This is a genomic window from Mixta hanseatica (assembly GCF_023517775.1).
Taxonomy (GTDB): domain Bacteria; phylum Pseudomonadota; class Gammaproteobacteria; order Enterobacterales; family Enterobacteriaceae; genus Mixta; species Mixta hanseatica.
Genome location: NZ_CP082904.1, coordinates 591,838 through 615,749 on the forward strand (window position 1 = coordinate 591,838; position 23,912 = coordinate 615,749).

Below are 23,912 nucleotides of genomic sequence, written 5' to 3' on the forward strand. Positions count from 1 at the left end.
TTCTGCTATGTCGTTTGCGGCTGTGGCGGGGTTGCCGTATTCAAGTGGAAGCCGACGCTGCGATAGGCTTTATAGCGTTCACGCGCCTGCTGTTTCAAAGATTCTTCGCTCGGGACAAAGTCTATCACTTCATGGAAAGCGGTGGCAAAATCTGCAAACTGCGGCAGCAGGCTGATCAGCAGATCGCGCGGCGCATTGCCCCGCCGCTGCGGCCAGGCCAGCTCGACCGGCGCGCCATATTTCGGGCCTTCTCCGGCCAGATTATGCGGGACGAAGGCGTTGGCGGGGCGCTGCCACAGCGCCTCATCCAGGCGAATCGCCTGCTGTTCATCCTCACAGGCGATCAAAATTCGCTGGCCTTTACGCCAGTGTTCGGCAGCAAGGTCGCAGGTAAGCCGCTCAATGGCGCTCAGACCATCCGCTGCGGCGCCTTGGCCCGGAACCTGCTCCAGAAGATAGAACGTTGCGTTTTTCATGGTCTGGATTCTTTATGCGTGACAGAAAATTCCCCTTCCGCGCCCGGCGGCGGGAAGAAAAGCACTTTACCATAACTCTGTCGGAATTTGCCTGTTCCCGGCGGGAGTGCGTCGGGAACCCTGCGCCTGGCATTATCCCGGTAGGCAGAGAAAAAAGAAAATATCACAACGGCCAGACAGGACGCTGGCTTGCTGTGTTATACGCTGAATGATACAGTGCCGCTTGCTAAAAATAGATCAATAAATCAGTGTGTTAATGGTTAAAAGGCTAATGATATTGAACCATATTACTCTGATTTTAATGAATTCTTCTGTAATGTTATTAGCGTGTGGCGATTGGAATCGGCACCGTAAGATAAAGGGATTTACCGCTATGTTCTCACGCTGGAAAAAAAACGGCGCTACACCATCCACGTCAGGCAGCCATACGCAACAGGCTGGCCCGTTGTTATATCAGGGCGATAAAACGCTTACCGCGTTGCTTAACGCTGAATTTAATAAGCATTTTCTACGGGTGGTTAATCATAATATCGTCAGTAACACCTCAAGCTTCAGCAGGGGTAAAATGCTTGAAGCAATGCAGAAAGATTTGCCAAGGATGGAATATTACATTGAGGGAAGGCCTGTCAGTGCGCCGGGCAATCTGGAACGTAGCCTCGCTAATTTTCATCAGATCATAAACGGCAATGCTTCCCTGTTATGGTTGAATCACTATATCGATTCGGTTTCCGCATTTCTGCATCAGGGCATATTCGTCGATATATGTGAAAGCATTCCCTGGTGGGAAGATGATCATGGTGAGCGCTGGGATATTAGAATGATTTCGCTGGACCAGAAAAGAAGCCAGAATGCGTTTGATATTAATTGTCACGGCTACATAAAAATCACCGCGCAAAGCAGCGTCACCAATCTTATTTTAAAAAATGGCGATATTATTCTTACCGACAGGAGAGCCAGTCTTTTACAGCTACAGGTCACCCTGTTAATGATGAAAGGCGGAAACGGAAGCTGTATGGTCGCTAATGCGCTAAACGGTGCCGACCGGGCGATATTAAAGATAAGCTGTCAGGGCAAGATGTAGCTTTAAGCTTTTTTCGAGATCGATGGCGGGCCGTCAGGCAAAAAAAATCCCTGGGATTAAGCCAGGGATTTTTCGTCTGGCGAAGGGCTTAATCGTCGCCGTTCAGCCCGGCGCGGTTCAACAGGAACTGCGACAGCAGGGCAACCGGACGGCCGGTGGCGCCTTTGGCTTTACCGGAGCGCCAGGCGGTGCCGGCGATATCCAGGTGCGCCCAGTTATATTTGCGCGCAAAGCGGGCCAGGAAGCAGGCTGCGGTAATCGCGCCGCCCGGGCGACCGCCGATATTCGCCATATCAGCGAAATTGGATTCCAGCTGCTCCTGATACTCATCCGCCATCGGCAGACGCCAGGCGCGGTCGCCCGCCTGCTCAGACGCGCCGATCAGCTCGTGCGCCAGCGGATTGTGGTTCGACAGCAGGCCGCTGATATGATGGCCGAGCGCAATCACGCAGGCGCCGGTCAGCGTAGCCACGTCAATCACCACTTCCGGATCGAAACGCTCAACGTAGGTCAGCGCGTCGCACAGCACCAGACGGCCTTCGGCATCGGTATTCAGTACTTCTACCGTCTGGCCGGACATGGTGGTCAGCACGTCGCCCGGACGGAACGCGCGGCCGCCCGGCATGTTTTCACAGCCGGCCAGCACGCCGACCACATTCAGCGGCAGGCTCAGCTCCGCTACCATGCGCATAACGCCATACACGGAAGCCGCGCCGCACATATCATATTTCATCTCATCCATGCCTTCGGCAGGTTTGATTGAAATACCACCGGAATCAAAGGTCAGCCCTTTGCCCACCAGCACGATAGGTTTGCTTTCCGGGTCCGGGCTGCCTTTATATTCAATCACTGACATCAGCGACTCATTTTGCGAACCCTGGCCGACCGCCAGATAGGCGTTCATGCCCAGCTCTTTCATCTGCTGCTCGCCAATCACGCGCGTAGTGATGTTTTTGCTGTAGGCGTCCGCCAGCTGACGCGCCTGAGAGGCCAGATAGGCCGCGTTACAGATGTTCGGCGGCATATTGCCCAGATCTTTTGCCGCTTTAATGCCTGCGGCGATCGCTAAACCGTGCTGAATGGCGCGCTCGCCGCTGGTCAGTTCGCGACGCGTCGGGACGTTAAACACCATTTTACGCAGCGGACGACGCGGTTCGACTTTATTGCTTTTCAACTGATCGAAGCTGTAGAGGGTCTCTTTCGCCGTTTCCACCGCCTGGCGTACTTTCCAGTAGGTGTTGCGCCCTTTAACATGCAGTTCAGTCAAAAAGCAGACCGCTTCCATTGAACCAGTATCATTCAGCGTATTAATGGTTTTTTGAATGACCTGCTTATACTGGCGCTCGTCCAGTTCACGTTCTTTTCCACAGCCAATGAGCAAAATCCGCTCGGAAAGGATATTCGGCACATGATGCAGCAGCAGCGTTTGGCCCACTTTACCTTCCAGCTCGCCGCGGCGCAGCAGGGCGCTGATATAGCCGTCGCTGATCTTATCCAGCTGTTCGGCGATCGGCGACAGACGGCGCGGCTCGAAGACGCCCACGACGATACAGGCACTACGCTGTTTCTCCGGGCTACCGCTTTTTACACTGAACTCCATGCACTCTCCTGAATCTTAAAGACAACGGCGCTGGCTGCGGCTAGAATGTACCGCTTCGTAACGCTTACGCCGTTGCGTACGACGTTCTGAGTAACCGAGACGTCAGTTTGTGTTTCAGTGACATTGTTATTTTTTACGTCACCTGAACGCTTGTGTCATACAATAGATCTATGACAACGGCCATTGATGATGAAAAATGGCGAATAAGCGTTGAAACTATCGATTTTCCAGCAAAAAGACAAGTTTTCACAGGCATACGAAGCGTGATAATCATTAGATATCTGGTTCGGGAAACGCTCAAAAGCCAGCTGGCAATTCTCTTTATCCTGCTGTTGATCTTCTTCTGTCAGAAGCTAGTCAGGATCCTGGGCGCTGCCGTGGATGGTGAGATCCCGACAAACTTAGTACTCACTCTGTTAGGGCTCGGCGTGCCGGAAATGGCGCAGCTTATACTGCCGCTCAGTCTGTTCCTGGCTATTTTGATGACGCTGGGACGGCTGTACACCGAAAGCGAGATTACCGTGATGCACGCCTGCGGCTTAAGCAAGGCGGTGCTGGTCAAGGCGGCGATGGCGCTGATGCTGCTCACGGCGGCGGTGGCGGCGGTTAACGTCATCTGGCTTGGCCCCTGGTCATCGCGCTATCAAAGCGAAGTGACGCAGAATGCGAAAGCTAACCCCGGCGCTGCGGCGCTGGCGGCGGGGCAATTCCAGCAATCCAGCGACGGCAACAGCGTTCTGTTTATTGAAGATGTGAAGGGCAATCAGTTCGGTCACGTTTTCCTGGCGCAGCTGCGTCCGAAAGGCAATGCGCGTCCGTCGGTAGTGATGGCGGACAGCGGCCATATGGAGCAGCGTCCGGACGGCTCGCAGGTGGTGACGCTGGATAAAGGTACCCGCTTTGAGGGTACCGCGCTGCTGCGTGATTTCCGTATCACCGACTTCACTAACTATCAGGCGATTGTCGGCTACAAAACCGCCACGCTCGATCCGAACGATGCCGAACAGGCAGAGTTTAAGGATCTGTTCGGTAATGCGTCGCCGGAGTTCCGCTCTGAGCTGCACTGGCGGTTAACCCTGATCTTCGCCGTGTTGGCGATGGCATTGATGGTGGTGCCGCTGAGCGTGGTCAATCCGCGTCAGGGCCGCGTACTGTCGATGCTGCCGGCGATGCTGCTCTATTTAATCTTCTTCTTGTTGCAGAGCTCGCTGAAATCAAACGGCGCCAAAGGACGACTTGATCCGGCGATCTGGATGTGGGTGGTTAACCTGAGCTATCTGGCGTTGGCGATTGTTCTGAACGTGTGGGATACGGTGCCGATGCGGCGTCTGCGCGCCCGCTTTACGCGTGGAGGCTCATTCTGATGTTTGGCGTATTAGACCGCTATATCGGTAAAACTATCTTTAACACCATTATGATGACGCTTTTTATGCTGGTATCGCTTTCCGGCATTATTAAGTTCGTCGATCAGCTGCGTAAAACCGGGCAGGGCGCCTATACCGCGCTGGATGCGGGCTATTACACCTTACTTAGCGTGCCGAAGGATATTGAGATTTTCTTCCCGATGGCGGCGTTGCTCGGCGCGCTGCTGGGCCTGGGCACGCTGGCGCAGCGCAGTGAGCTGGTGGTGATGCAGGCGTCCGGATTTACCCGTCTGCAGATCGCCCTGTCGGTCATGAAAACCGCGATTCCGCTGGTGCTGTTAACCATGGCGATTGGCGAGTTTGTGGCGCCGCAGGGCGAGCAGATGGCGCGCAACTTCCGTGCTCAGCAGCTGCTTGGCGGCTCACTGCTCTCTACCCATACTGGCCTGTGGGCAAAAGATGGCGATAGCTTTATCTATATAGAGCGCATCAAGGGCAACAATGAACTTGATGGCATCAGCATTTATAACTTCAATGATCAGCGACGGCTGCAGAGCGTGCGCTATGCCGCTACCGCCATCTGGGATAAAGAGAACCGCCGTTGGAATTTGGGGCAGGTTGATGAATCTGACCTGACCGATGCTAAACAGATTACCGGCAAGCAGAGCATCAATGGCCAGTGGAAAACCAACCTGACGCCAGACAAGCTGGGCGTGGTGGCGCTGGACCCGGATGCGCTGTCGATTCGCGGGCTGTATAACTACTCTAAATATCTGATGCAGAGCGGCCAGGAATCGGGGCGCTACCGGCTCAATATGTGGGGCAAGATTTTCCAGCCGCTGTCGGTGGCGGTAATGATGTTGATGGCGCTGTCTTTTATCTTTGGTCCGCTACGTAGCGTATCGATGGGCGTGCGCGTAGTGACCGGTATTAGCTTCGGCTTTCTGTTCTACGTGCTGGATCAGATTTTTGGTCCGCTCAGCCTGGTTTATGGCTTACCACCGATTCTGGGCGCGGTGCTGCCCAGCGCCGCCTTCTTCGCGATCAGCGTCTGGATGCTGATGAAGCGACGCTAAGCTTCGGGGTGCGGCAGGTCACTGCCGCACCGGCCCAGAGGCCGCTTTCTTTTGCTTGTCTGGCTGTTCCCGCCGATTTACGCTGCTTCCTGCTTCCTGCTTCCTGCTTCCTGCTTCCTGCTTCCTGCTTCCTGCTTCCTGCTTCCTGCTTCCTGCTTCTCTATGCTTTCTTATGCTTTCTTATGCTTTCTTATGCTTTATAACCCCATTATTTTTATAAAGCTGATTTAAGATCATGGATTTTTATATTTGCAAATCCTATTCATTGCGAAATATCTGAATTTTATCGGGCGTAATTTATTTCGGACTTGGTTCGATAAATGTAATTCCCGGAATTAATTTCTATTACGCCTTCAGACTTGATAAATAGCGTTTGATTAGAACAGGTTAGCTAAAGAGGTTAATTTTTCCTGCCTGGCATAAAAAGCAAATAAGCCGCGAGGTCGGGCGCAGCGGCATTAATCAGGGCCGTTTACTTATTCATTGTCAACGGAATTTATATTTCTTAACAATTTGCAGCAGGGGATTATTACATAAACTCCCGTTTGGTCTATGCTTTATAACTATTACGGTAAGTTATCGGAAACGTTCGATAATGATTGCAGATTCTGAAACGGCGCCATTTGCGGAGGAAGAGTCATGACGAAGAAAATTGCGCCGGGCCAACCAGTAACGGAACAGCATGAAGCCATTCCGCTGGCAGAAGAGCAGGCGGAGGTTAGCACGCAGCGCGTGGTCGACCGTCGCGTCCGTATTAGCCGCTCGACCACAACGGCAGAGAAGCTGTTAGAAGCGGAGCTCTGGCATGAAGAAGTTGAGATAGAACATGTCGAAAAAAATGAACCGGTGAAAGAAGGCTATTTCCCGCAGGTTCGTCAGGAAGGCGATGTGTTAATTGTCCCGGTAATTGAAGAGCAGGTAGAAATTATCCGGCACTATGTATTGAAAGAAGAAGTTCATATTCACAAGCTGAAAAAAAATGAACATTTTCAGCAGAAAGTGACTTTGCGTAGCCAGGAGATAGAGATCAACAAGGAAGATACTTAACCGTTAACCTAAGCACGAGGAGACTATTATATGGCACACGAAAAAATCGTAACTGCTTTTAATCAGGTACAGCAGGCGGAAGTGGCTAAAGAGAAACTAATTGCCGAAGGTATCGCGGAAAATCATATTGATATTATTTCAGGTGAAAGATTACGCGTAGAAGGTAAAGAGATCCGTCATCCAAGCTTCTGGCAGCGCCTGTTTGGCGATGACGTTGATGATGATTACGCGACCGAATATAACAAAGCGATTCAGGGCGGCGGCGTGCTGCTGACCGTACGCGCACCAAAAGAAGATGCAGACCGCGTTGAAGCGTTGCTGGATCAATATTCAACCGATTACTCGGCTTCATATAACCGTTCTGGCACTGCTGACACTACCGGCGCCAATCGTGAACACCTGGGTGAAACCAACGATCTTACCGGTCGTACTACTTCTGCAGGCTTTACTGCCGGCGCCAGCGGCGTCACTGGCAACAACAACCCGACCTCAGGTGTACCGGGTACGCTGGGTGATAAAAGCACCACAGCAGGTAAAACCGGCGCCACTGACCTGGTTAATGATGCCCACACTGGCGGCGTAACGGATACCGGCACCAGCGGCGTAGTGACAGGTACCGGCACCGGGGCGACTGGCACAGCGGCAACCGGCATTGCCGGCACCACGGGCGCCGCGCTGACCGGCAGCGATGACCGTGAAGCCCTGAAACTGGCGGAAGAAGAAGTCGCTATTGGCAAACGTCAGGTAAGCGATGGCGTAGTACGTCTGCGTCGTTATACCGTAGAAGATGAAGTGGCTGAAGACGTATCGCTGTTTGAACAGCATGCAGACGTATTCCGCACCGCAGTTGACGAGCCCGCTTATCTGAGCGACGTCGACTGGTCCGATAAAACTATCGAAGTGGAAGAGTCACACGAAGTACCGACGGTAAGCAAAACCGCACGTATTAAAGAAGAGGTGGGCGTACGTAACGAAACCTCTGAGCGTGTCGAAACGGTGAAAGATACCGTGCGTCGTCAGGAAGTGGAAGTGGAACAGACCGGCGCAACCGGCCTGGCAAAAGATAACCTGACCGGCACCACCACCGGGGTGGGTAAAGATAATCTGACCGGCACCACTACCGGCCTGGAGAAAGATAACCTCACCGCGACCGACAGCGATCTGGAAAAAGATCGCCTGACCGGCCTGAAGAAGTAATTACTGTCCCTGGCCCGCGCTGAGCATATGCCACAGCGCGGGCAGCTGCGTTATCAACCACAGCAGCAGTCCAATAAAGCCTCCCACCAACGTCCCGTTGATACGAATAAACTGTAAATCCTTACCGATATTCAACTCGATCTGTTGCGACATTTCACGCGCATCCCAGCTTTTTACCGTGTCGCTGATATGGCGTGTCAGGAAAGCGGCAAAATCGGGCGCAACCGTGCGAGCCGCCTGTTCCATATGCTGATTCAGCGAACTACGCAGCGCACTGTCATTTACCAGCGTTTCGCCCAGCCATAAGCCCGCTTCCGCCACACGCTGCTGTACGCGAGAATCTTCTGCATTCAGATCCGCTTTTAGCCATTCGCGTAAATCGCTCCACAGCTCGCCGATATAGCGATTCAGCTCTTCATCTTCCTTCAGATAACCTTTAATGGTTTCCGCCCGTTCCGCCATATCCGGATCGCTTTTCAGTCGGATAATCAGCTTCTCGACGGCGCGGTTAAAGCCCATGCGCAGCTCATGTCCCTGATCCTGACTGACATCATCCAGCAAAGAGTTCACCGCGCTGGAGACCAGCTCGGCGCTGTGTTCGCCCAGCCATTCGGTGGGCAGCACTTTCGCTTTAATCGGATGCTCGCGCTTCAGCCAACGCACGATTTGCATGGCGATAAACTCGCGCGTGCTTTCCCGGTTAATCAGGCGCAGCAGCTGTTCAATGGCGGCATCCAGCAGCGCCTGATGGCGATTGTTTTTGGTCAGGCTTTCCAGTAGCAAGGCGCTTGACTGCGTCAGGTCAACTTTATCGATCGCCTTATGCACGGCGCGCCGGATAAAACCCTGAATACGCGTATCGTCAGTCAGATCGAGGAAGCCGCGCATTAGCTGCAGCAGATGCTGGCCCAGCCGTTGCGCATTATCCGGCGCGCTGAGCCAATTACCGATCAGCTGCGCCGGATCGTGCCGACGGATCAGCGCCAGCAGCGAGTCCGCATCAAGGAATTTTTCCTGCACAAAGCGGCCCAGATTTTCGCCGATGCGATCTTTATTACGGGGAATAATGGCCGTATGCCGCGAGATAAAGGGCACCGGCACGCGCCGAAACAGCGCCACCACGGCAAACCAGTCTGCCAGCGCCCCCACCATAGCGGCTTCCGCTATCGCTTTCAGGGCGCTAACTCCTGGCCAGGGCGGCATAAACAGCGTAGCGATAAAGGTAGCTGCAGCGGTCAGCAGCAGTGAAAGCGCCAGGCGCTTGGCTCGTTTAAGTTCGTTTATTTTCTGCATGCTACCAGCATAGCGTAGCGCGTTAAGAAAATCGTGCCTGCTAGTTAAACGCCAGCCATAAAGCAAACAGCGTCACCAGTAGTAGCAGCCACAGCACCAGAAATTGGCTAAGACTGCCTTTTCTGTTTAACAGACTCTCTTCCTGCTGCGTCAGGGGTAAAGGCGGTGAAGAGGGGAGAAAGGTTTTGTCCGACAGCTTTTCAACCTGCGCGGAAAGGGTAATGCCTTTTTTCGGTACGGTGATAATAATGTTTTCATCAATACCGACACGTTTTAATGTTTTGCGCAGAATAGAGATATTTTGATAAAGCGTATTGACTGTCACTTCCATACCATGTTTTCGCCAGACTTCATTCATAAAATCCTCCTGAGTAATAACGCATCCCTTTCTCTCAATTAATAATGATAAACAGCGGCTGGTAGGCTGATTAAGCTTAGTATCCTTTTCCGGATAGAATTTACTTGAGGTTAAAGTATGTTTTAATGGATCGAAGATAACGTTATTATTAATGCAGTAGAACATGGTTAATCCCTCAGTAACCTAATCCATAAGTGAAGACACGCAACGGGCGAATAGAGAATGAAGCTAGCATAACGCTGTTTTTCATTCAAACTTCTTACCAAAGAGAGCGCGAATTAAAAGGATGCATAATCTTATTTTTCATATCATTCAAGCTTTTCATTTTTTAATTACCTATTCACTTTGGTTTAATTTTTTGATTTTAATCAGGTTTAACTGTTTGTTCATCATGGTGTCGACCTGTTGTTTTCTTATATTGTGAACTTTCATTTCGCTTTCCTGAATTATTCATTCTTCACTTTTCATTTTCGGTTTTTCTTGTAGTTTTGCTGTTGCAGCGCAATTCACCTGCTGTCGTTAATTCTTTAATTAATATGACTACAGCGGATGCGGTGTCAGCTAACAAATTAATAACCTGGATGATGTTTTATAACTCAGTCTTTCTGTATTTCCGTGATGCCTGTCGATAGTTCTTTAGCTATCGGTATGGGAATTATTTTCTTTCATGACTGCACCGGGGAATAAAGAACGAATGCCCATCCCGGACATTCAGGTCGGTCACATTTAAATTAGCTCATAAGGATATCTATGAAACGTCTTAATAAAATCTCATTAGGCATGGCGCTGCTGTTTGCCTCGGCTTCTACGCTGGCCTACGACGGAACGGTGAATTTCAATGGTGAAATTATTGATAATACCTGTGTGGTTTCACTGGGCGACAATGGTAATAGCCTGATAGTACCGATGGGATCGGTGAATAAAAGCAGCTTTACCGGCAAAGGTTCTGTGGCTTCAACCACCCAATTTACGCTGACCCTGACCGATTGTCCTGCGGTTAATGCGCGCGTGAAGTTTGATGGTCCGACCTATGATGGCGATCAGGATGTACTGGCGCTCAATGCAGGCGGCGCGGGCGCTGCGGAAGGCGTCGGCATTCAGATTTACGATCAGAACATGACCAAGCTGCCGCTGTTTACCGCCTCGAATCCCTATGAGTTGCAAGAGAAGGTGGCTAACAACCTGAAGTTTTATGCCAGCTATATCGCTACGGCCGCCACCGTCTCGCCGGGCCCGGCGAATGCCGTCGCCACTTTTACCATGAATTATAATTAATCCATCCTGCAATGGGCCAGATCGTGGCCCATTGCTTTCTGCAGGGAAAGCCGGAATGTATAAAAGGATGTTTAGCCTGCTATTAATGTTAATGCTGGTGAATAGCACGGCAACAGCGGGCGTTATTGTCGGCGGCACGCGCATTATTTTCCACGGCGCGAAAAAAGAGACCACGATTAGCGTCACCAATCCGGATGACAGCATCTGGTTAATTCAGTCGTGGGTTGAAAGTCCGGATAATAATAAAGCGCCCTTTATCTTCTCGCCGCCGCTTTTCCGCCTGGACGGCCAGCAAAAAAACGTTTTACGCCTGATCTATACCGGCGCGCCGTTACCGCCGGATCGCGAAAGCCTGTTCTGGGCCAATATCAAATCGATCCCGAATGCGGCAGATGAAGAGAATATCTTACAGATTGCGATCAAAACGCAGATTAAATTGATCTGGCGCCCTGCCGGCCTGCAAAAAACCGTTTCCCTGGCTGAGATGAACCAACTTCGCTGGCGCTGGCTGTCGGGGAAACTGCAGGTATCCAACCCAACGCCTTATTACATGAATTTTCATTCAATAGAGGTTAATGGCAAAGCGATTGCGGATGCGCAGTGGGTCGCGCCGTTTGCCGTTAAAGAGTATGCCTTACCTCAACTGGCGCGCTCAGGAAAAGTAAGCTGGCGCCTGATCAATGATTACGGCGCGATTACCCCACCTTTTACGGCGACTTATTCAACACAAGGCCAGTAAAAACGCGATTTTACCATTAAGGAAAAGCCTATGGCGGAGGGAAAAGTACGCCACTTATTATTGCTGTGCCTTATCACGGCGGTTATACAGGTACACCACGGCTATGCCGTCACCTTTAATCCCGCGCTGCTGGAGCGCCACGGACTGAATAATGAAGCGGTCGATCTCTCCGCTTTTGAACACAGCTCGCTGTTGCCCGGCACCTATCGGGTTGAGATCCTGCTGAATCAGCAGCCGCAGGAGACGCGCGACGTTACCTTTCGTCAGGACGGCGAGGATCTCATGCCTTGCCTGAGCGTAGAGGATCTGGCGCGCTACGGTGTGAACGTTGCGCGCTATCCTGAACTGCAGCAGAGCGATGACTGCGCCGATTTAAGCCAGATCAACGATGCCGCCGCGCGGCTGGATATGAATGCCCAGCGCCTGCTGCTAAGCATACCGCAGGCGGCATTGCAGTATCAGGCGCGTGAGACAGTGCCGCCGGAGCGATGGGATAACGGCATCAACGCGCTGCTGCTTAACTATCGCTTCAGCGGCGCACACAGCAAGGCGCTGGAGGCGCATCGCCAGAACGACGATAACCAGTTTTTAAGCCTGCGCCCCGGCATCAACATCGGGCCGTGGCGGGTGCGCAACTACAGCACCTGGTCGCGCAGCCGACAGCGTCAGGGCGACTGGAACAACCTGTATACTTATGCGCAGCGCGAGATCGTGCCGCTGCAGGCGCAGCTGACGCTGGGCGAAAGCAGCTCACCCAGCGATATGTATGACAGCATTAACTTTCGCGGCATACAGCTGGCATCGGATGAGGATATGCTGCCGGACAGCCTGCAAGGCTATGCGCCGGTGGTGCGCGGCATTGCCCGCAGCCATGCGCAGGTGAACGTGTATCAGAACGGCCAGATTATCTATCAGACCTACGTGGCGCCCGGCGCCTTCACGATTGCGGATATCTATCCTACCGGCGGCAGCGGCGATCTTACCGTAACCATTAATGAAGCGGACGGCAGCGAACAACAGCTGGTAGTGCCGTTCGCCTCGGTTCCGGTATTACAGCGTGAAGGACATATCAAATACAGCCTCACCGGCGGCGAATATCGTGGCTACGGCAACCGCCACGACGGCGACCTCTTTTTCCAGGCGACCGGCATTATCGGCCTGCCGCAGGCGTTTACCCTGTATGGCGGCACGCAGCAGGCGGAGAACTATCGCTCGCTGGTGGCGGGCATCGGTAAAAACCTTGGCGCGCTGGGCGCGCTCTCGCTGGATGCCACGCTGGCGTATAGCCAGCCTGCTCATCAGCAGCGTTCCCGGGGGCACGCCTGGCGGCTGCGTTACGGCAAAAACTTTATTAACATCGGCACCAGCGTGGCGCTGGCGGGCTATCGCTATGCCACCAGCGGCTTTTACAGCCTGAACGATGTGCTGGAGAGCCACGCGCGCGATCGCCTGTGGCAGTGGGAGCAAAGACGCCAGCGCGCCGAGCTAACGTTGACGCAGAACCTGTGGCGGCAGGCGGGGGCGCTCACGCTCAGCGCGATTCATGAACAGTACTGGGACGATCAACATCAGACGCGCTCCCTGAACCTCGGCTACAACAACAGCTGGCAGGGCATCAGCGTCAGCCTGAACTATAGCTATAACCGCAACATCTTTAAACCTGCCTGGCGCGATAAAAGCGCACGCGAGGATCAGGTGCTGGCGTTATCGCTTAGCGTGCCGCTCAACCGCTGGACGGGCCATGCCTGGGCCAGCTATCAGATGAACAGCGCCCGCCACGGCAGCACCAGCCACTCGGCCGGGCTGAGCGGCACCGCGCTGACCGATAATAACCTCAGCTGGAGCCTGCGCCAGGGCTACACCAGCCGCAACGAAGGCAGCGGCGGCAGCGCTGAGATCGATTATCGCGGCGGTTACGGCGAAGCGGATGCGGGCTACGCGTGGGATCGTCATACCCGTCGCCTGAGCTATGGCCTGAGCGGCGCGCTGGTGGCGCATCGGGATGGCATTACCCTTAGTCAGCCGCTGGGCGAGACGGTAGCGCTGGTCAAAGCGCCGGGCATCGCCGATGCATCCGTACTTAACCAGACCGGCGTCAGCACCGACTTTCGCGGCTATACGCTAGTGCCCTGGCTGCGCGCTTATCGCGTCAGCGAGATTATGCTCGATCCGCTGTCACTGTCGGATACGGTGGAGCTGCAGCAGATCAGCCAGCAGGTAGTGCCGACACGCGGCGCGGTGGCGCGCGCAGATTTCAGCGGCAGAGTCGGCCAGCGCGCGTTGATCACTTTGCTCCGGCGTAACGGCCTGCCGGTACCCTTTGGCGCAACGGTGACGCTGGCCGATGAGCAGGGGGATTACAGCAGCATCGTGGGTGATAACGGCGAGGTATGGCTAAGCGGACTGGCGGAGCAGGTAACGCTGCAGGCGAGCTGGAGCAGCCGCGCCGACAGCCAGTGCCGCGCTGATTTTACTCTGCCAGCGGCACGCAACGATATCGTGACGCAGCTACAGGCCACCTGCCAGTAAACGGCGCGAAGAGGAAAATGATATGACTAAGCTAACGAACGCGCTGGTGGTTCTCGCGGGCGCAATAACCGCTATCAGCGGTTGGGCGGCGAGCTGCGATATCGGCGCGCCCAAAACGCAGCGGATTGCGCTGTCTGATTTGTTTGTCGATCCTAACCTGCCGCCGGGCAGCCTGCTGGATAGTAAGATCATCAGCGTGGCGGGATGGATGGCGCAGCGCTGCGACGGCAGCGTTCCGTATCACTCCAGCATGGCCGGCGGATGGAGCCGGCCGAGCACGACAATGCCGGGAGTCTATGATACCGGCGTACCGGGCGTAGGGGTAAAAATCACCGACTATCACTTCTCCGATCGCTTTGTACCGCAGACCGCCACGCTGACGCCGACAGGCGATGCCCCGGTGCCCGGTTCTGATATCCAGCTGATGTTTTACCGCACCGGCGATATCACGCCCGGCAGCTTTCCCGGCGGTGAGGTGGCGCGTTTCTCGCTGCCGGACAGCAGTGGCAACCTGACCAATGTGCTAAGCCTACAGGTGGTCTCCGGCGAGGTGCGGATAAAAAGCTGCTATGCCAAAACGCCCAGCCAGACGGTGCAGCTGGGCGCCATCAGCCGCAGCGCCTTTAGCGGCTACGGCAGCAGCGTGGCACCCACGGCGTTTGATATTGAACTGCTGTGTCAGGGCGATCTGCCGGTGAACGTCTCTTTTTCCTCCGCCAGCAGCACGCCATCGCCGGAGCCGGGCATGGTGCCGATTGATAGCGCGCCCGGCGCGGCCAGCGGCGTAGCGATTAAGATTACCTATCGCGACGGCAGCCCGCTCTATTTCGATACGCCGCGCAGCTATCACCACGACGGCGAACGCCAGATCGCCATTCCGCTGTTGGCGGCCTATATGTCGCTTGGCAAGCAAGTGACGCCCGGCACGGTGCAGGCGGCGATGACGTTTACGATTACGCAGAACTAGGGAAGGGAGACTTCACGCCCCGCCAGGCAGGGCGCGCAGAAGGGATGCATCAGGAGATGAAGTTTTTACCCTGTTTCAGTACTACGTCGCAGGCTTTGGTTTTCAGCTTCTCGCCCATCGGCGTATTGCTCAGGCTTTTCAGGTTAAGCTGCTGACCGCTGCCGGTATTCAACAAGCCCATCAGTCCCTGCTGATAATCGGTCTGCTGCGTCTGTTGCGTGGTGTTTTGCAGGCCCAGCTTGCTCAGCACCTGATCCTTGATGCTGTTGGCGTTGTTTTTAATCACATTATTCTTCACGCAATATTCCATCACCCCGGCGGCATTGGTCATGCTGGTACTGCTGACCGCCTTATCGCCGCCGTTCAGCAGCCCGGAGAGGGAAGAGAGCGACAGACCATTTTGACTGGCAGTGCTCTGCGTATTGGTGTTGTTCTGCTGGCTGAGCTGCGTTGCCGCATTATTCAGCTGATCCTGCCAGCTGGCCGCCAGCGCCGTTCCCGTTGCCATAAGAGAGAGCATACCCGTTGTTAGCGCCAGGCGCCGTAATGTTGTTTTCATTGCCAACCTCGATTCATTTGGCGCGTCAACCACGGCGCGCCCGCTATCAGCTAGTTGGGACTGCCCACCGTGGCCAGAGTTCCGAAACGCGCGCCATTCGCGGCCTGAAAGGCATTGAATGAGAATTGTCTGTAGTTTGAGGTGAAATTTTCGACACTTAGCGCACAGTACAGACAATTGAGGTTGCGCAGGTGACAGGTAAGGGTATAATCCACAACGTTTTCCGCATCCCTTCCGTGCCGGAGTGGCGAAATCGGTAGACGCAGTTGATTCAAAATCAACCGTAGAAATACGTGCCGGTTCGAGTCCGGCCTTCGGCACCAAAAGCATGTAAATGGACCTCAACTGAGGTCTTTTTTTATGTCTGAAATCCGCGCCACACAAGGCTTTCCACGATTTTCTCCTCAACTGAAGTCAACCTAACTCAACCCACATCAACAAGCTTGTGAGTATACTAATGAGTATATTTGCCGATTCGATATTGCTTGTATACTCACGAAATACCAATGGAAGGAGGACCATTATGGCCCTAACGGATACTAAAGTTCGTTCTGCGAAACCTGAGGAGAAAGAGTATTCACTTGTTGACGGTGACGGCATGTTCTTACTTGTAAAACCTAACGGTTCCAAGTATTGGCGATTTCGTTTCCGTTTTGGCGGTAAACAGCATTTGATGGCGTTCGGTGTCTATCCTGAAATTTCACTGGCGGATGCCAGGAAGAAAAGGGAAGAAGCCAGAAAGCTGGTAGCTGCTGGTATCGATCCTCGTGAGCATAAACGTGCTGTGAAAGAAGAGCAGGCGAAAGAGATTATTACTTTCGAGAAGGTTGCCAGAGAGTGGCTCAATACCAATCAGAAGTGGTCAGAAGATCATGCTAATCGCGTAAAAAAGAGCCTGGAGGACAATATCTTCCCGGCAATTGGTACTCGCAATATTGCTGAACTGGGTACCCGCGATCTGTTAACTCCTATTAAAGCCGTAGAGACATCTGGACGTCTTGAGGTGGCTTCCCGCCTTCAACAGCGCACGACGGCTATCATGCGTTATGCAGTGCAAAGCGGGCTGATTGATTATAACCCAGCGCAGGAGATGGCTGGAGCCGTCGCATCTGGTAATCGACAACATCGCCCGGCGCTGGAATTAAAGCGCATCCCTGAGTTACTTGAGAAAATAGACGGCTATACCGGTAGGCCGCTAACCCGTTGGGCAACGGAACTCACTCTGCTTATCTTTATTCGTTCCAGTGAGCTGCGTTTTGCTCGCTGGTCAGAGATCGATTTTGAAACGTCAATGTGGACCATCCCGCCCGAGCGAGAGCCTATTCCCGGCGTGAAACATTCTCAGCGGGGATCAAAGATGCGTACACCTCATCTAGTGCCGCTTTCAAAGCAGGCGCTGGCGATCCTAAAGCAGATAAAACAGTTTTGTGGGGAACACAAGTTGATTTTCATTGGCGATCACGATCCGCGTAAGCCTATGAGTGAGAACACGGTGAACAGTGCATTGCGGGTGATGGGCTATGACACCAAAGTTGAGGTTTGCGGTCACGGTTTCCGCACAATGGCCTGTAGTTCGTTAATTGAGTCAGGGCTATGGTCGAAGGATGCGGTGGAGCGGCAGATGAGCCATATGGAACGCAATTCGGTACGGGCGGCGTATATCCATAAAGCGGAACATCTGGATGAGCGCAAGCTGATGTTGCAGTGGTGGGCGGATTTTCTGGATGCGAACCGGGAGAAGGGGATTACGCCGTTTGACTATGCGAAGAACAATCGAGGTAATGGCGCATGAGTTGTTTATCATACATGTAAAATTAAAACCACTTGTCCTGCCTTATAGGGGGGACTGGTTGGCTATTTTTTCTAGAAGTAATGGGTGATGCTGCCAACTTACTGATTTAGTGTATGATGGTGTTTTTGAGGTGCTCCAGTGGCTTCTGTTTCTATCAGCTGTCCCTCCTGTTCAGCTACTGACGGGGTGGTGCGTAACGGCAAAAGCACCGCCGGACATCAGCGCTATCTCTGCTCTCACTGCCGTAAAACATGGCAACTGCAGTTCACTTACACCGCTTCTCAACCCGGTACGCACCAGAAAATCATTGATATGGCCATGAATGGCGTTGGATGCCGGGCAACTGCCCGCATTATGGGCGTTGGCCTCAACACGATTTTACGTCACTTAAAAAACTCAGGCCGCAGTCGGTAACCTCGCGCATACAGCCGGGCAGTGACGTCATCGTCTGCGCGGAAATGGACGAACAGTGGGGCTATGTCGGGGCTAAATCGCGCCAGCGCTGGCTGTTTTACGCGTATGACAGGCTCCGGAAGACGGTTGTTGCGCACGTATTCGGTGAACGCACTATGGCGACGCTGGGGCGTCTTATGAGCCTGCTGTCACCCTTTGACGTGGTGATATGGATGACGGATGGCTGGCCGCTGTATGAATCCCGCCTGAAGGGAAAGCTGCACGTAATCAGCAAGCGATATACGCAGCGAATTGAGCGGCATAACCTGAATCTGAGGCAGCACCTGGCACGGCTGGGACGGAAGTCGCTGTCGTTCTCAAAATCGGTGGAGCTGCATGACAAAGTCATCGGGCATTATCTGAACATAAAACACTATCAATAAGTTGGAGTCATTACCCCATCGGTAAAGCCCATCCCATTAACCTGAAATAAATAACGCACGCTAAGTAATTAAACCCGTTGATTAGCACAAATCTAATTCTTTAAGAACATTCCCACCTAAACGCTATAAATAAGCACTTGATTATTCATTCCGAATTAAAGCAATAAACCAAAGCGTAAAATATATGAAAATAATATGAGGAAAGTCACCTTTTTACGTCTGTATATTTCCTTTTGTTACTGGCAGAAATAAAGCTTTTCTGCCAAACCTGATATTCACACCGGCTCGCTCAGCGCGGTGCTTCATTTTTTCAAATTGAATTTTTTAAAAATCCTTATCTGAAAACCAATAATGGACGGATCTGCAATGGCAAATAAAAGCAGAAGGTTGGCGGTGCCTCAGCCTGCAATAGGGCCTGAGATGGGAAGTAAACGTGTGCGTTTAAGCGCGCTGGCGGTAGCGGTATGCCTGGGATCGGTGGGCCAGGCGGCGGCGAACAACTATATCGAACAAGGCGTTGCCGGCGATCCGGCCAGCTGGCGCAGCAGCGAATACAACGCTGAATGGGGCCTGGGCGCCATCAATGCCGACAAAGCCTATGCCGCAGGCTACAGCGGCAAAGGCATCAAAATAGGTATCTTCGATCAGTCGGTCTATGCCAAACATCCGGAATTTGTCGGCAGCAACAAAGTCATCAACCTTGCAACCCATGGCATACGTGCCTACACCGACCCCTACATCCCGGTAAAAGCGGGTGATACCTTCGATTATAACGGCACGCCAAGTCTGGATTCCGGTGGTGAACTGGGATCGCACGGCACCCACGTCGCCGGTATCGCCGCAGGCAGTCGCGACGGCGGAGTCATGCACGGCGTCGCCTGGGGCGCGCAGATCGTCAGCGCGGAAAACGGCGACCCCGGCCCGGAGGATGGCATCATCCTCGGGAACGATGGCGCAGTCTATAAAGCGGGCTGGGACGCGCTCAGGAAAAGCGGCGTACGCATCATCAACAACAGCTGGGGGATCGGCATCACCGATAAATTCGCCCTGGGCGGTAGCAATCCAGCTTATCCGCACTTCACCGTTAACGATGCGCAAAAACAGTTTGATCAAATCAAAACCATCCTCGGCACCGTACCCGGCGGCGCCTACCAGGGCGCGATTGACGACGCACGCAGCGGCATCATCACCATCTTCTCCGCCGGTAACGACGACAACCTCAACAACCCTGATGCTATCGCCGGCCTGGCTTACTTCGTGCCGGACATCACACCAACCTGGCTCACCGTCGCCAGCGTCGCGCGCGATGCGGCATCCGCAAACAGCGTGCCTTACACCTTAAGCAGCTTCTCCTCCCGCTGCGGCTATACCGCCAGCTTCTGCGTCTCTGCGCCTGGCACGCGCGTTTACAGCTCGGTAATCGAAGGCACCAGTCTCGACAACCTCACCACCGGCTACGCCAACTACAGCGGCACCTCTATGGCTTCACCGCACGTATCAGGCAGCGCGGCGGTATTAATGGAACGCTTCCCCTATATGACCGGCGCGCAGATCGCGCAGGTGCTAAAAACCACCGCCATCGATATGGGCGAAGCGGGCATTGATGAACTCTACGGCTGGGGAATGATAGATCTCGGCAAAGCGATTAACGGACCGGGCATGTTCTACACCGTAGAAGATATCCCCGCAGCGCTGCGCGTGCCGGATCCGCAAGGCGTCGCCTATGGTCCGACACAGTTTGTCGCTAACATTCCCGGCATCGGCGCCACCGTGGATGCCGACACCGCTTATAAACGTCTCTGTAATGACGTGCAGTGCGGTTTCGACATCTGGTCTAACGACATCTCCGGCCACGGCGGCCTGACCAAAGAGGGCGCAGGCTCGCTCTGGCTCACCGGCGCTAACACCTACACCGGGCCGACGCTGATTAACGCCGGTCTGCTGGCGGTTAACGGATCGCTCACCTCTGACGTCACGGTACAGCAACGCGGCGTACTGGGCGGATCGGGCAGCATCGGCGCGTTAACCGTCGCCAGCGGCGGTACCGTCGCGCCAGGCAACTCTATCGGCACGCTCAACGTCAACGGCGACGTGACCTTTGAACTGGGATCGCGCTATGCGGTAGAAGTGGCGCCGGAAGGACGTAGCGACCGCATCGCCAGCACCGGCGCTATCGCCATTAACGGCGGCGAAGTTACCCTCTCGCTGGAAAACAGCAACAACCTGCTTAGCCAAAGTGAAATACAAACCCTGACGGGACGCTACAGCATCCTGACGGCAGAACAGGGCATTAACGGTCAGTTCGATAGCCTGCTGCCGAGCTACGCATTTTTAGGCGCCTCGTTCAACTACCAGGCGAACCAGCTCACGCTGGCCGTAGGACGTAACGACGCCACCTTCGCCAGCGTGGCGGAAACCGCCAACGAGCGCGCGGTCGCGCAGGCGGCGGAAGCGTTGGGCGCTGGCAATCCGGTCTATGAAAGCCTGTTGCTGAGCGGGTCGGCGGCTGAAGCGCGTCAGGCGTTCCGTCAGCTCTCCGGCCAGGTTCATGCCGATATCGCCTCGGCACAGGTCAACGACAGCCGCTATCTGCGCGATACGCTCAACGATCGCCTGCGCCAGGCGGAAGGGCTGGCGGGATCAAGCGATATCAAAGCGGATGAGGGCGGCGCATGGGCGAAACTGCTGGGCGCGTGGGATCACGCTTCCGGCGATGCCAGCGCCACCGGCTATCAGGCTTCCACCTACGGCGTGCTGCTGGGGCTGGATTCCGCCTGGGAGAACGATGCGCGCATGGGCGTGGCGACGGGCTACACCCGCACCTCGCTGGACGGCGGCTACGGCGCTAACGCGGACAGCGATAACTACCATCTGGGCGTCTACGGCGGCAAACAGTATGGCGCGCTGGCGCTGCGTGCCGGCGCTGGCTACACCTGGCATCGTTTCGATACCTCGCGATCCGTCAGCTACGGCAGCCAGTACGACCGGGCTAACGCGCAGTACAGCGCGCGTACCGAACAGTTTTTCGCCGAAGCGGGTTACAGCATCCCGGTCGGGCTGGTTAATCTCGAACCGTTCGCCAACCTCTCTTATGTTAACTTCCAGAACAACCGTATCGCCGAGCAGGGCGGCGCGGCGGCGCTGCATGGCGACAAGCAGCACACCGATGCGACGCTCTCTACGCTGGGACTGCGTTCCGATCTGCAATGGGAGGTTAACGGCGGCACCGCCGTCGCGCTGCGCGGTGAACTGGGCTGGCAGCACCAGTACGGCGAACTGGATCGCGGAACCGGGTTGAAATTCAACGGCAGCAACACGCCGTTTGTAGTGAACAGCGTCTCCGCTTCGCGCGACGGCGCCGTGATCAAAGCCAGCGCCGAGGTGGCGTTAAACAGTAACTCTCATCTGTCGCTGGGCTACAGCGGCCTGTTATCGGAAAACCATCAGGATAACAGCGTCAACGCAGGCTTCAGCTGGAACTTTTAAGCTATAACCAACGGGGCCATTAGCGGCCCCGTTTTCCACGATGTTATTTTCTGAAAAGTAGCTTTGGGTTTGATCTTACACGATGCGCCATCGTCCTGTGTACAGATGACAAATGTCGTTCTGGTAGTATAAGAAGGAGATCGTCAGCAACTGCTTGAATTTAAATTAATTAGTGGCAGGCAATGATCCGCATCTAGCGCTATTGTGATAATGTCGGTTTTTTTTGTTGGTTCCCGTCTGAATTCAGCTGAAAAAGGCCGTATAAAGCCAAAGGTAAAGCAGCCAAAACTAATATTGATGAACATTGGAAAATTAAGCTGATACCCTCCTTTTCAATAAAGAAACCGTATGTTACATACGATAAGCTAATCAAAGCAGAACTAAGAAAGCTATTTACAGAAATACAAGAGGCACGGATGAGTGAGGGATAATGATTATTAACATAATCCATATATATCATATCGACAAATGAGGGCAGACAAAGTGTTGAATAAAACATAAAAATCATAAAATCACCTGATACAGGTAATAAAAATATTGAGGCTGACAGAATCAACCAGGTGATAATTACCAGGTGGGTAAACTTGATTTTTTTAGAGATAAAATCCGAAAAATCATAGAGTGCTGCATTCGTTAATTCAATGGCAGCATAGGCGAGGCCGATAGCTGAAAGCGAAAAATCAGCGGTATTAAGTAAAGCTTGCCCATAAATATAAGTGGGGGTTAGCACCGCCTCATAGATCGCAAAGCCCAAAAACAGAGGCAGAAGGCTTAGGCCTTTTTTCGACAGGAAAAAATGCCGAACAGAATTTTTTTCTGTGAGGGAGATATCGTCACGTTGATCTAAAGAAATTTCGCTTGGTTTAGCTTCAGTGAGAAAGCATGTAAGCAGTAGTCCAACAACTTTTGTAAAAATAAACACCAGAAATAAAAACTGCCAGGAGGTCTCATCTTTTAACCAACCACCTAAGGCCATAGAGGCAGAAATAGCAAGCGCACTTATTGCTTTTTCACGGGAGTTTATCTTTATAAAACTCTTTTCAGATCCATTTGCTTTTAAATAATCATAGAGTAATGCCTGATCGGAACCTGATTGAAGGCTAAAAGCTAGGCCGTTAAGAATAAACATAATCAAAAAAGGCGTAAAGGTACTGAATAATAGATATCCTAAACCATACAGTATCATAAAAATAAAACTGCAAATAAGAGCCAATTTACGACCATACTTATCAGCTAAAAAACCAGAGGGTAGCTCGCCCATCATCATAGCAATAAATAGTGAAGTTTGTAAAAATCCTGTCTCCGTATTATTTATGCCGATGCTAAGGATATAGATAATAAAAACCCCTCTTTTAACATCACTATTCAATAATGACATGGCTGAATAATAAATCCAAAAAAAATTCAGGTTGGAGTTTAGTTTCATTTTATAATATACCCCATTGTGGTTTCCAGCACTGGAAAATTAAAATTTAAACATCTGTTAATGACGTTGCATCGCTTTCGAGCGATGAAGAATTTCATTACCTCCAGAGCTATCATATTGGCAATAATCGCGTTTGTCGCGCCGTTGGAAGGGAAGCTTAATGCCCAGTATTTATTTACAATAAGCGGATGGACGAGCTGACAAGCTTTTTTATACTTCATGGCTGCATCAGCCCCCAACAAAAGTGGACCAATAGTACCATTCATGAATCCAACCGCACCGTATAAAACGGGAATGCCGGTTTTAATACTAAAATCAGAGCAGATTAAATGGATAGAATGTGCCGGAGTATCAGCACAACACAATAGTAAATTTGCATTATTGCAAAGAGCTAATAACGTGTCGACGCTTTGTATATTTTGATTAAACGCTTTTATCTTGTTGGTTTTATAGTCGGTGTGTAATAATTTTTTTAATTTCTCAATTTTTAATTTACCAATATCGGCACGATGATAAGTAAACTGGCGATTTAAATTATCTTCTTCTATTTTATCAAAGTCTAACAAGAGAAAATTTTCAATTCCAGACGCCGCAAGCGATTGACATGCCAGAGAACCAATACCGCCGCATCCTAAAATTGCAATATTTAAATCCTTATATTCATCCCACTTAATATTTCCATCTGTTAAGTACGAGAACCACTTATATTGGGAATTTTCAAGGGGATTGGCAGGATGATTTTCATCATATATTACTAACCCGTTGTTTTGTAGTTGTGAAAACAACTCACATCCCATCATTTTTTTAAATC

19 protein-coding genes and 1 tRNA gene are annotated in these 23,912 nt (G+C 52.6%); 13 read left to right on the top strand and 7 right to left on the bottom strand.

Features of this window, described 5'->3' with window-relative positions; translation table 11 throughout:
* Window positions 1–5: 5 nt before the first annotated feature.
* Window positions 6–476: a DNA polymerase III subunit chi gene (locus K6958_RS02820; protein ID WP_249893236.1), complete on the bottom strand. Its 471-nt coding sequence runs from the start codon at window positions 474–476 to the stop codon at window positions 6–8.
* Between the two features lie 250 nt (window positions 477–726).
* On the opposite strand from K6958_RS02820, the gene K6958_RS02825 reads away from it, so the two are divergent.
* On the top strand, window positions 727–1,557 hold the full coding sequence (locus K6958_RS02825; RefSeq protein ID WP_249893237.1) for a hypothetical protein: 831 nt from the start codon (window positions 727–729) through the stop codon (window positions 1,555–1,557).
* Between the two features lie 88 nt (window positions 1,558–1,645).
* Here K6958_RS02825 and pepA read toward each other — a convergent pair whose 3' ends face one another.
* Entirely contained in the window at window positions 1,646–3,157 is a 1,512-nt protein-coding gene (gene pepA, locus K6958_RS02830; protein WP_249893238.1) for a leucyl aminopeptidase, read from the bottom strand.
* A gap of 263 nt (window positions 3,158–3,420) precedes the next feature.
* Between pepA and lptF the strand changes: the two genes are divergently transcribed.
* The 4 genes from lptF to K6958_RS02850 all read left to right on the top strand — a co-directional run bounded on the left by lptF (window position 3,421) and on the right by K6958_RS02850 (window position 7,841).
* The gene (lptF, locus tag K6958_RS02835; protein WP_249893239.1) at window positions 3,421–4,521 is read left to right on the top strand and encodes an LPS export ABC transporter permease LptF; all 1,101 of its coding nucleotides are present in this window, start codon (window positions 3,421–3,423) and stop codon (window positions 4,519–4,521) included.
* On the top strand, window positions 4,515–5,597 hold the full coding sequence (lptG, locus tag K6958_RS02840) for an LPS export ABC transporter permease LptG (RefSeq protein ID WP_249894580.1): 1,083 nt from the start codon (window positions 4,515–4,517) through the stop codon (window positions 5,595–5,597). Before lptF ends, lptG begins: the two co-directional genes overlap by 7 nt.
* A gap of 639 nt (window positions 5,598–6,236) precedes the next feature.
* Window positions 6,237–6,644, top strand: coding sequence for a DUF2382 domain-containing protein (locus tag K6958_RS02845; RefSeq protein WP_249893240.1), 408 nt, complete (start codon window positions 6,237–6,239; stop codon window positions 6,642–6,644).
* 30 nt (window positions 6,645–6,674) lie between these two features.
* Complete coding sequence (locus K6958_RS02850; RefSeq protein WP_249893241.1) at window positions 6,675–7,841, top strand: YsnF/AvaK domain-containing protein; 1,167 nt, start codon at window positions 6,675–6,677, stop codon at window positions 7,839–7,841.
* Here K6958_RS02850 and K6958_RS02855 read toward each other — a convergent pair whose 3' ends face one another.
* Together K6958_RS02855 and K6958_RS02860 are read right to left on the bottom strand one after the other, a co-directional pair.
* Entirely contained in the window at window positions 7,842–9,134 is a 1,293-nt protein-coding gene (locus tag K6958_RS02855; protein ID WP_249893242.1) for a DUF445 domain-containing protein, read from the bottom strand.
* 40 nt (window positions 9,135–9,174) lie between these two features.
* Window positions 9,175–9,657: a winged helix-turn-helix domain-containing protein gene (locus K6958_RS02860; protein ID WP_249893243.1), complete on the bottom strand. Its 483-nt coding sequence runs from the start codon at window positions 9,655–9,657 to the stop codon at window positions 9,175–9,177.
* Between the two features lie 585 nt (window positions 9,658–10,242).
* Here K6958_RS02860 and K6958_RS02865 point away from each other — a divergent pair.
* From K6958_RS02865 to K6958_RS02880, 4 genes are read left to right on the top strand one after another with little or no spacing between them, the layout of a single operon-like run.
* Window positions 10,243–10,767, top strand: a complete 525-nt coding sequence (locus K6958_RS02865; RefSeq protein ID WP_249893244.1) for a fimbrial protein — start codon at window positions 10,243–10,245, stop codon at window positions 10,765–10,767.
* Window positions 10,768–10,822: 55 nt separating this feature from the next.
* A complete protein-coding gene (locus tag K6958_RS02870) occupies window positions 10,823–11,506 on the top strand; it encodes a fimbrial biogenesis chaperone (protein WP_249893245.1) in 684 nt (227 codons plus the stop codon).
* Window positions 11,507–11,536: 30 nt separating this feature from the next.
* Window positions 11,537–14,035 carry a fimbria/pilus outer membrane usher protein gene (locus tag K6958_RS02875; RefSeq protein WP_249893246.1) on the top strand — a complete coding sequence of 833 codons (2,499 nt, stop codon included), beginning with the start codon at window positions 11,537–11,539 and terminating at the stop codon, window positions 14,033–14,035.
* Between the two features lie 22 nt (window positions 14,036–14,057).
* On the top strand, window positions 14,058–15,002 hold the full coding sequence (locus tag K6958_RS02880; RefSeq protein ID WP_249893247.1) for a fimbrial protein: 945 nt from the start codon (window positions 14,058–14,060) through the stop codon (window positions 15,000–15,002).
* Window positions 15,003–15,051: 49 nt separating this feature from the next.
* Here K6958_RS02880 and K6958_RS02885 read toward each other — a convergent pair whose 3' ends face one another.
* The gene (locus K6958_RS02885) at window positions 15,052–15,561 is read right to left on the bottom strand and encodes a YjjA family protein (protein ID WP_249893248.1); all 510 of its coding nucleotides are present in this window, start codon (window positions 15,559–15,561) and stop codon (window positions 15,052–15,054) included.
* Between the two features lie 238 nt (window positions 15,562–15,799).
* Here K6958_RS02885 and K6958_RS02890 point away from each other — a divergent pair.
* The 4 genes from K6958_RS02890 (at window position 15,800) to K6958_RS02905 (ending at window position 21,675) form a co-directional block, all read left to right on the top strand.
* Window positions 15,800–15,884, top strand: a tRNA-Leu gene (locus K6958_RS02890).
* A gap of 200 nt (window positions 15,885–16,084) precedes the next feature.
* Window positions 16,085–17,353 (top strand): tyrosine-type recombinase/integrase, encoded by a 1,269-nt coding sequence (locus K6958_RS02895; RefSeq protein WP_249893249.1) that lies wholly within the window; start codon window positions 16,085–16,087, stop codon window positions 17,351–17,353.
* Between the two features lie 138 nt (window positions 17,354–17,491).
* Window positions 17,492–18,189, top strand: a protein-coding gene (locus K6958_RS02900) for an IS1-like element IS1A family transposase (RefSeq protein WP_103215986.1) whose coding sequence is annotated in 2 segments (ribosomal slippage) — window positions 17,492–17,741 and window positions 17,741–18,189 — 699 coding nt in all. Because the reading frame shifts where the segments join, the coding sequence is not laid out codon by codon here.
* Between the two features lie 420 nt (window positions 18,190–18,609).
* Entirely contained in the window at window positions 18,610–21,675 is a 3,066-nt protein-coding gene (locus K6958_RS02905; protein WP_249893250.1) for an autotransporter outer membrane beta-barrel domain-containing protein, read from the top strand.
* A gap of 199 nt (window positions 21,676–21,874) precedes the next feature.
* Here K6958_RS02905 and K6958_RS02910 read toward each other — a convergent pair whose 3' ends face one another.
* Window positions 21,875–23,101, bottom strand: a complete 1,227-nt coding sequence (locus K6958_RS02910; protein ID WP_249893251.1) for an MFS transporter — start codon at window positions 23,099–23,101, stop codon at window positions 21,875–21,877.
* Window positions 23,098–23,886, bottom strand: a complete 789-nt coding sequence (locus K6958_RS02915) for a ThiF family adenylyltransferase (protein WP_249893252.1) — start codon at window positions 23,884–23,886, stop codon at window positions 23,098–23,100. Before K6958_RS02915 ends, K6958_RS02910 begins: the two co-directional genes overlap by 4 nt.
* Window positions 23,887–23,912 lie beyond the last annotated feature (26 nt).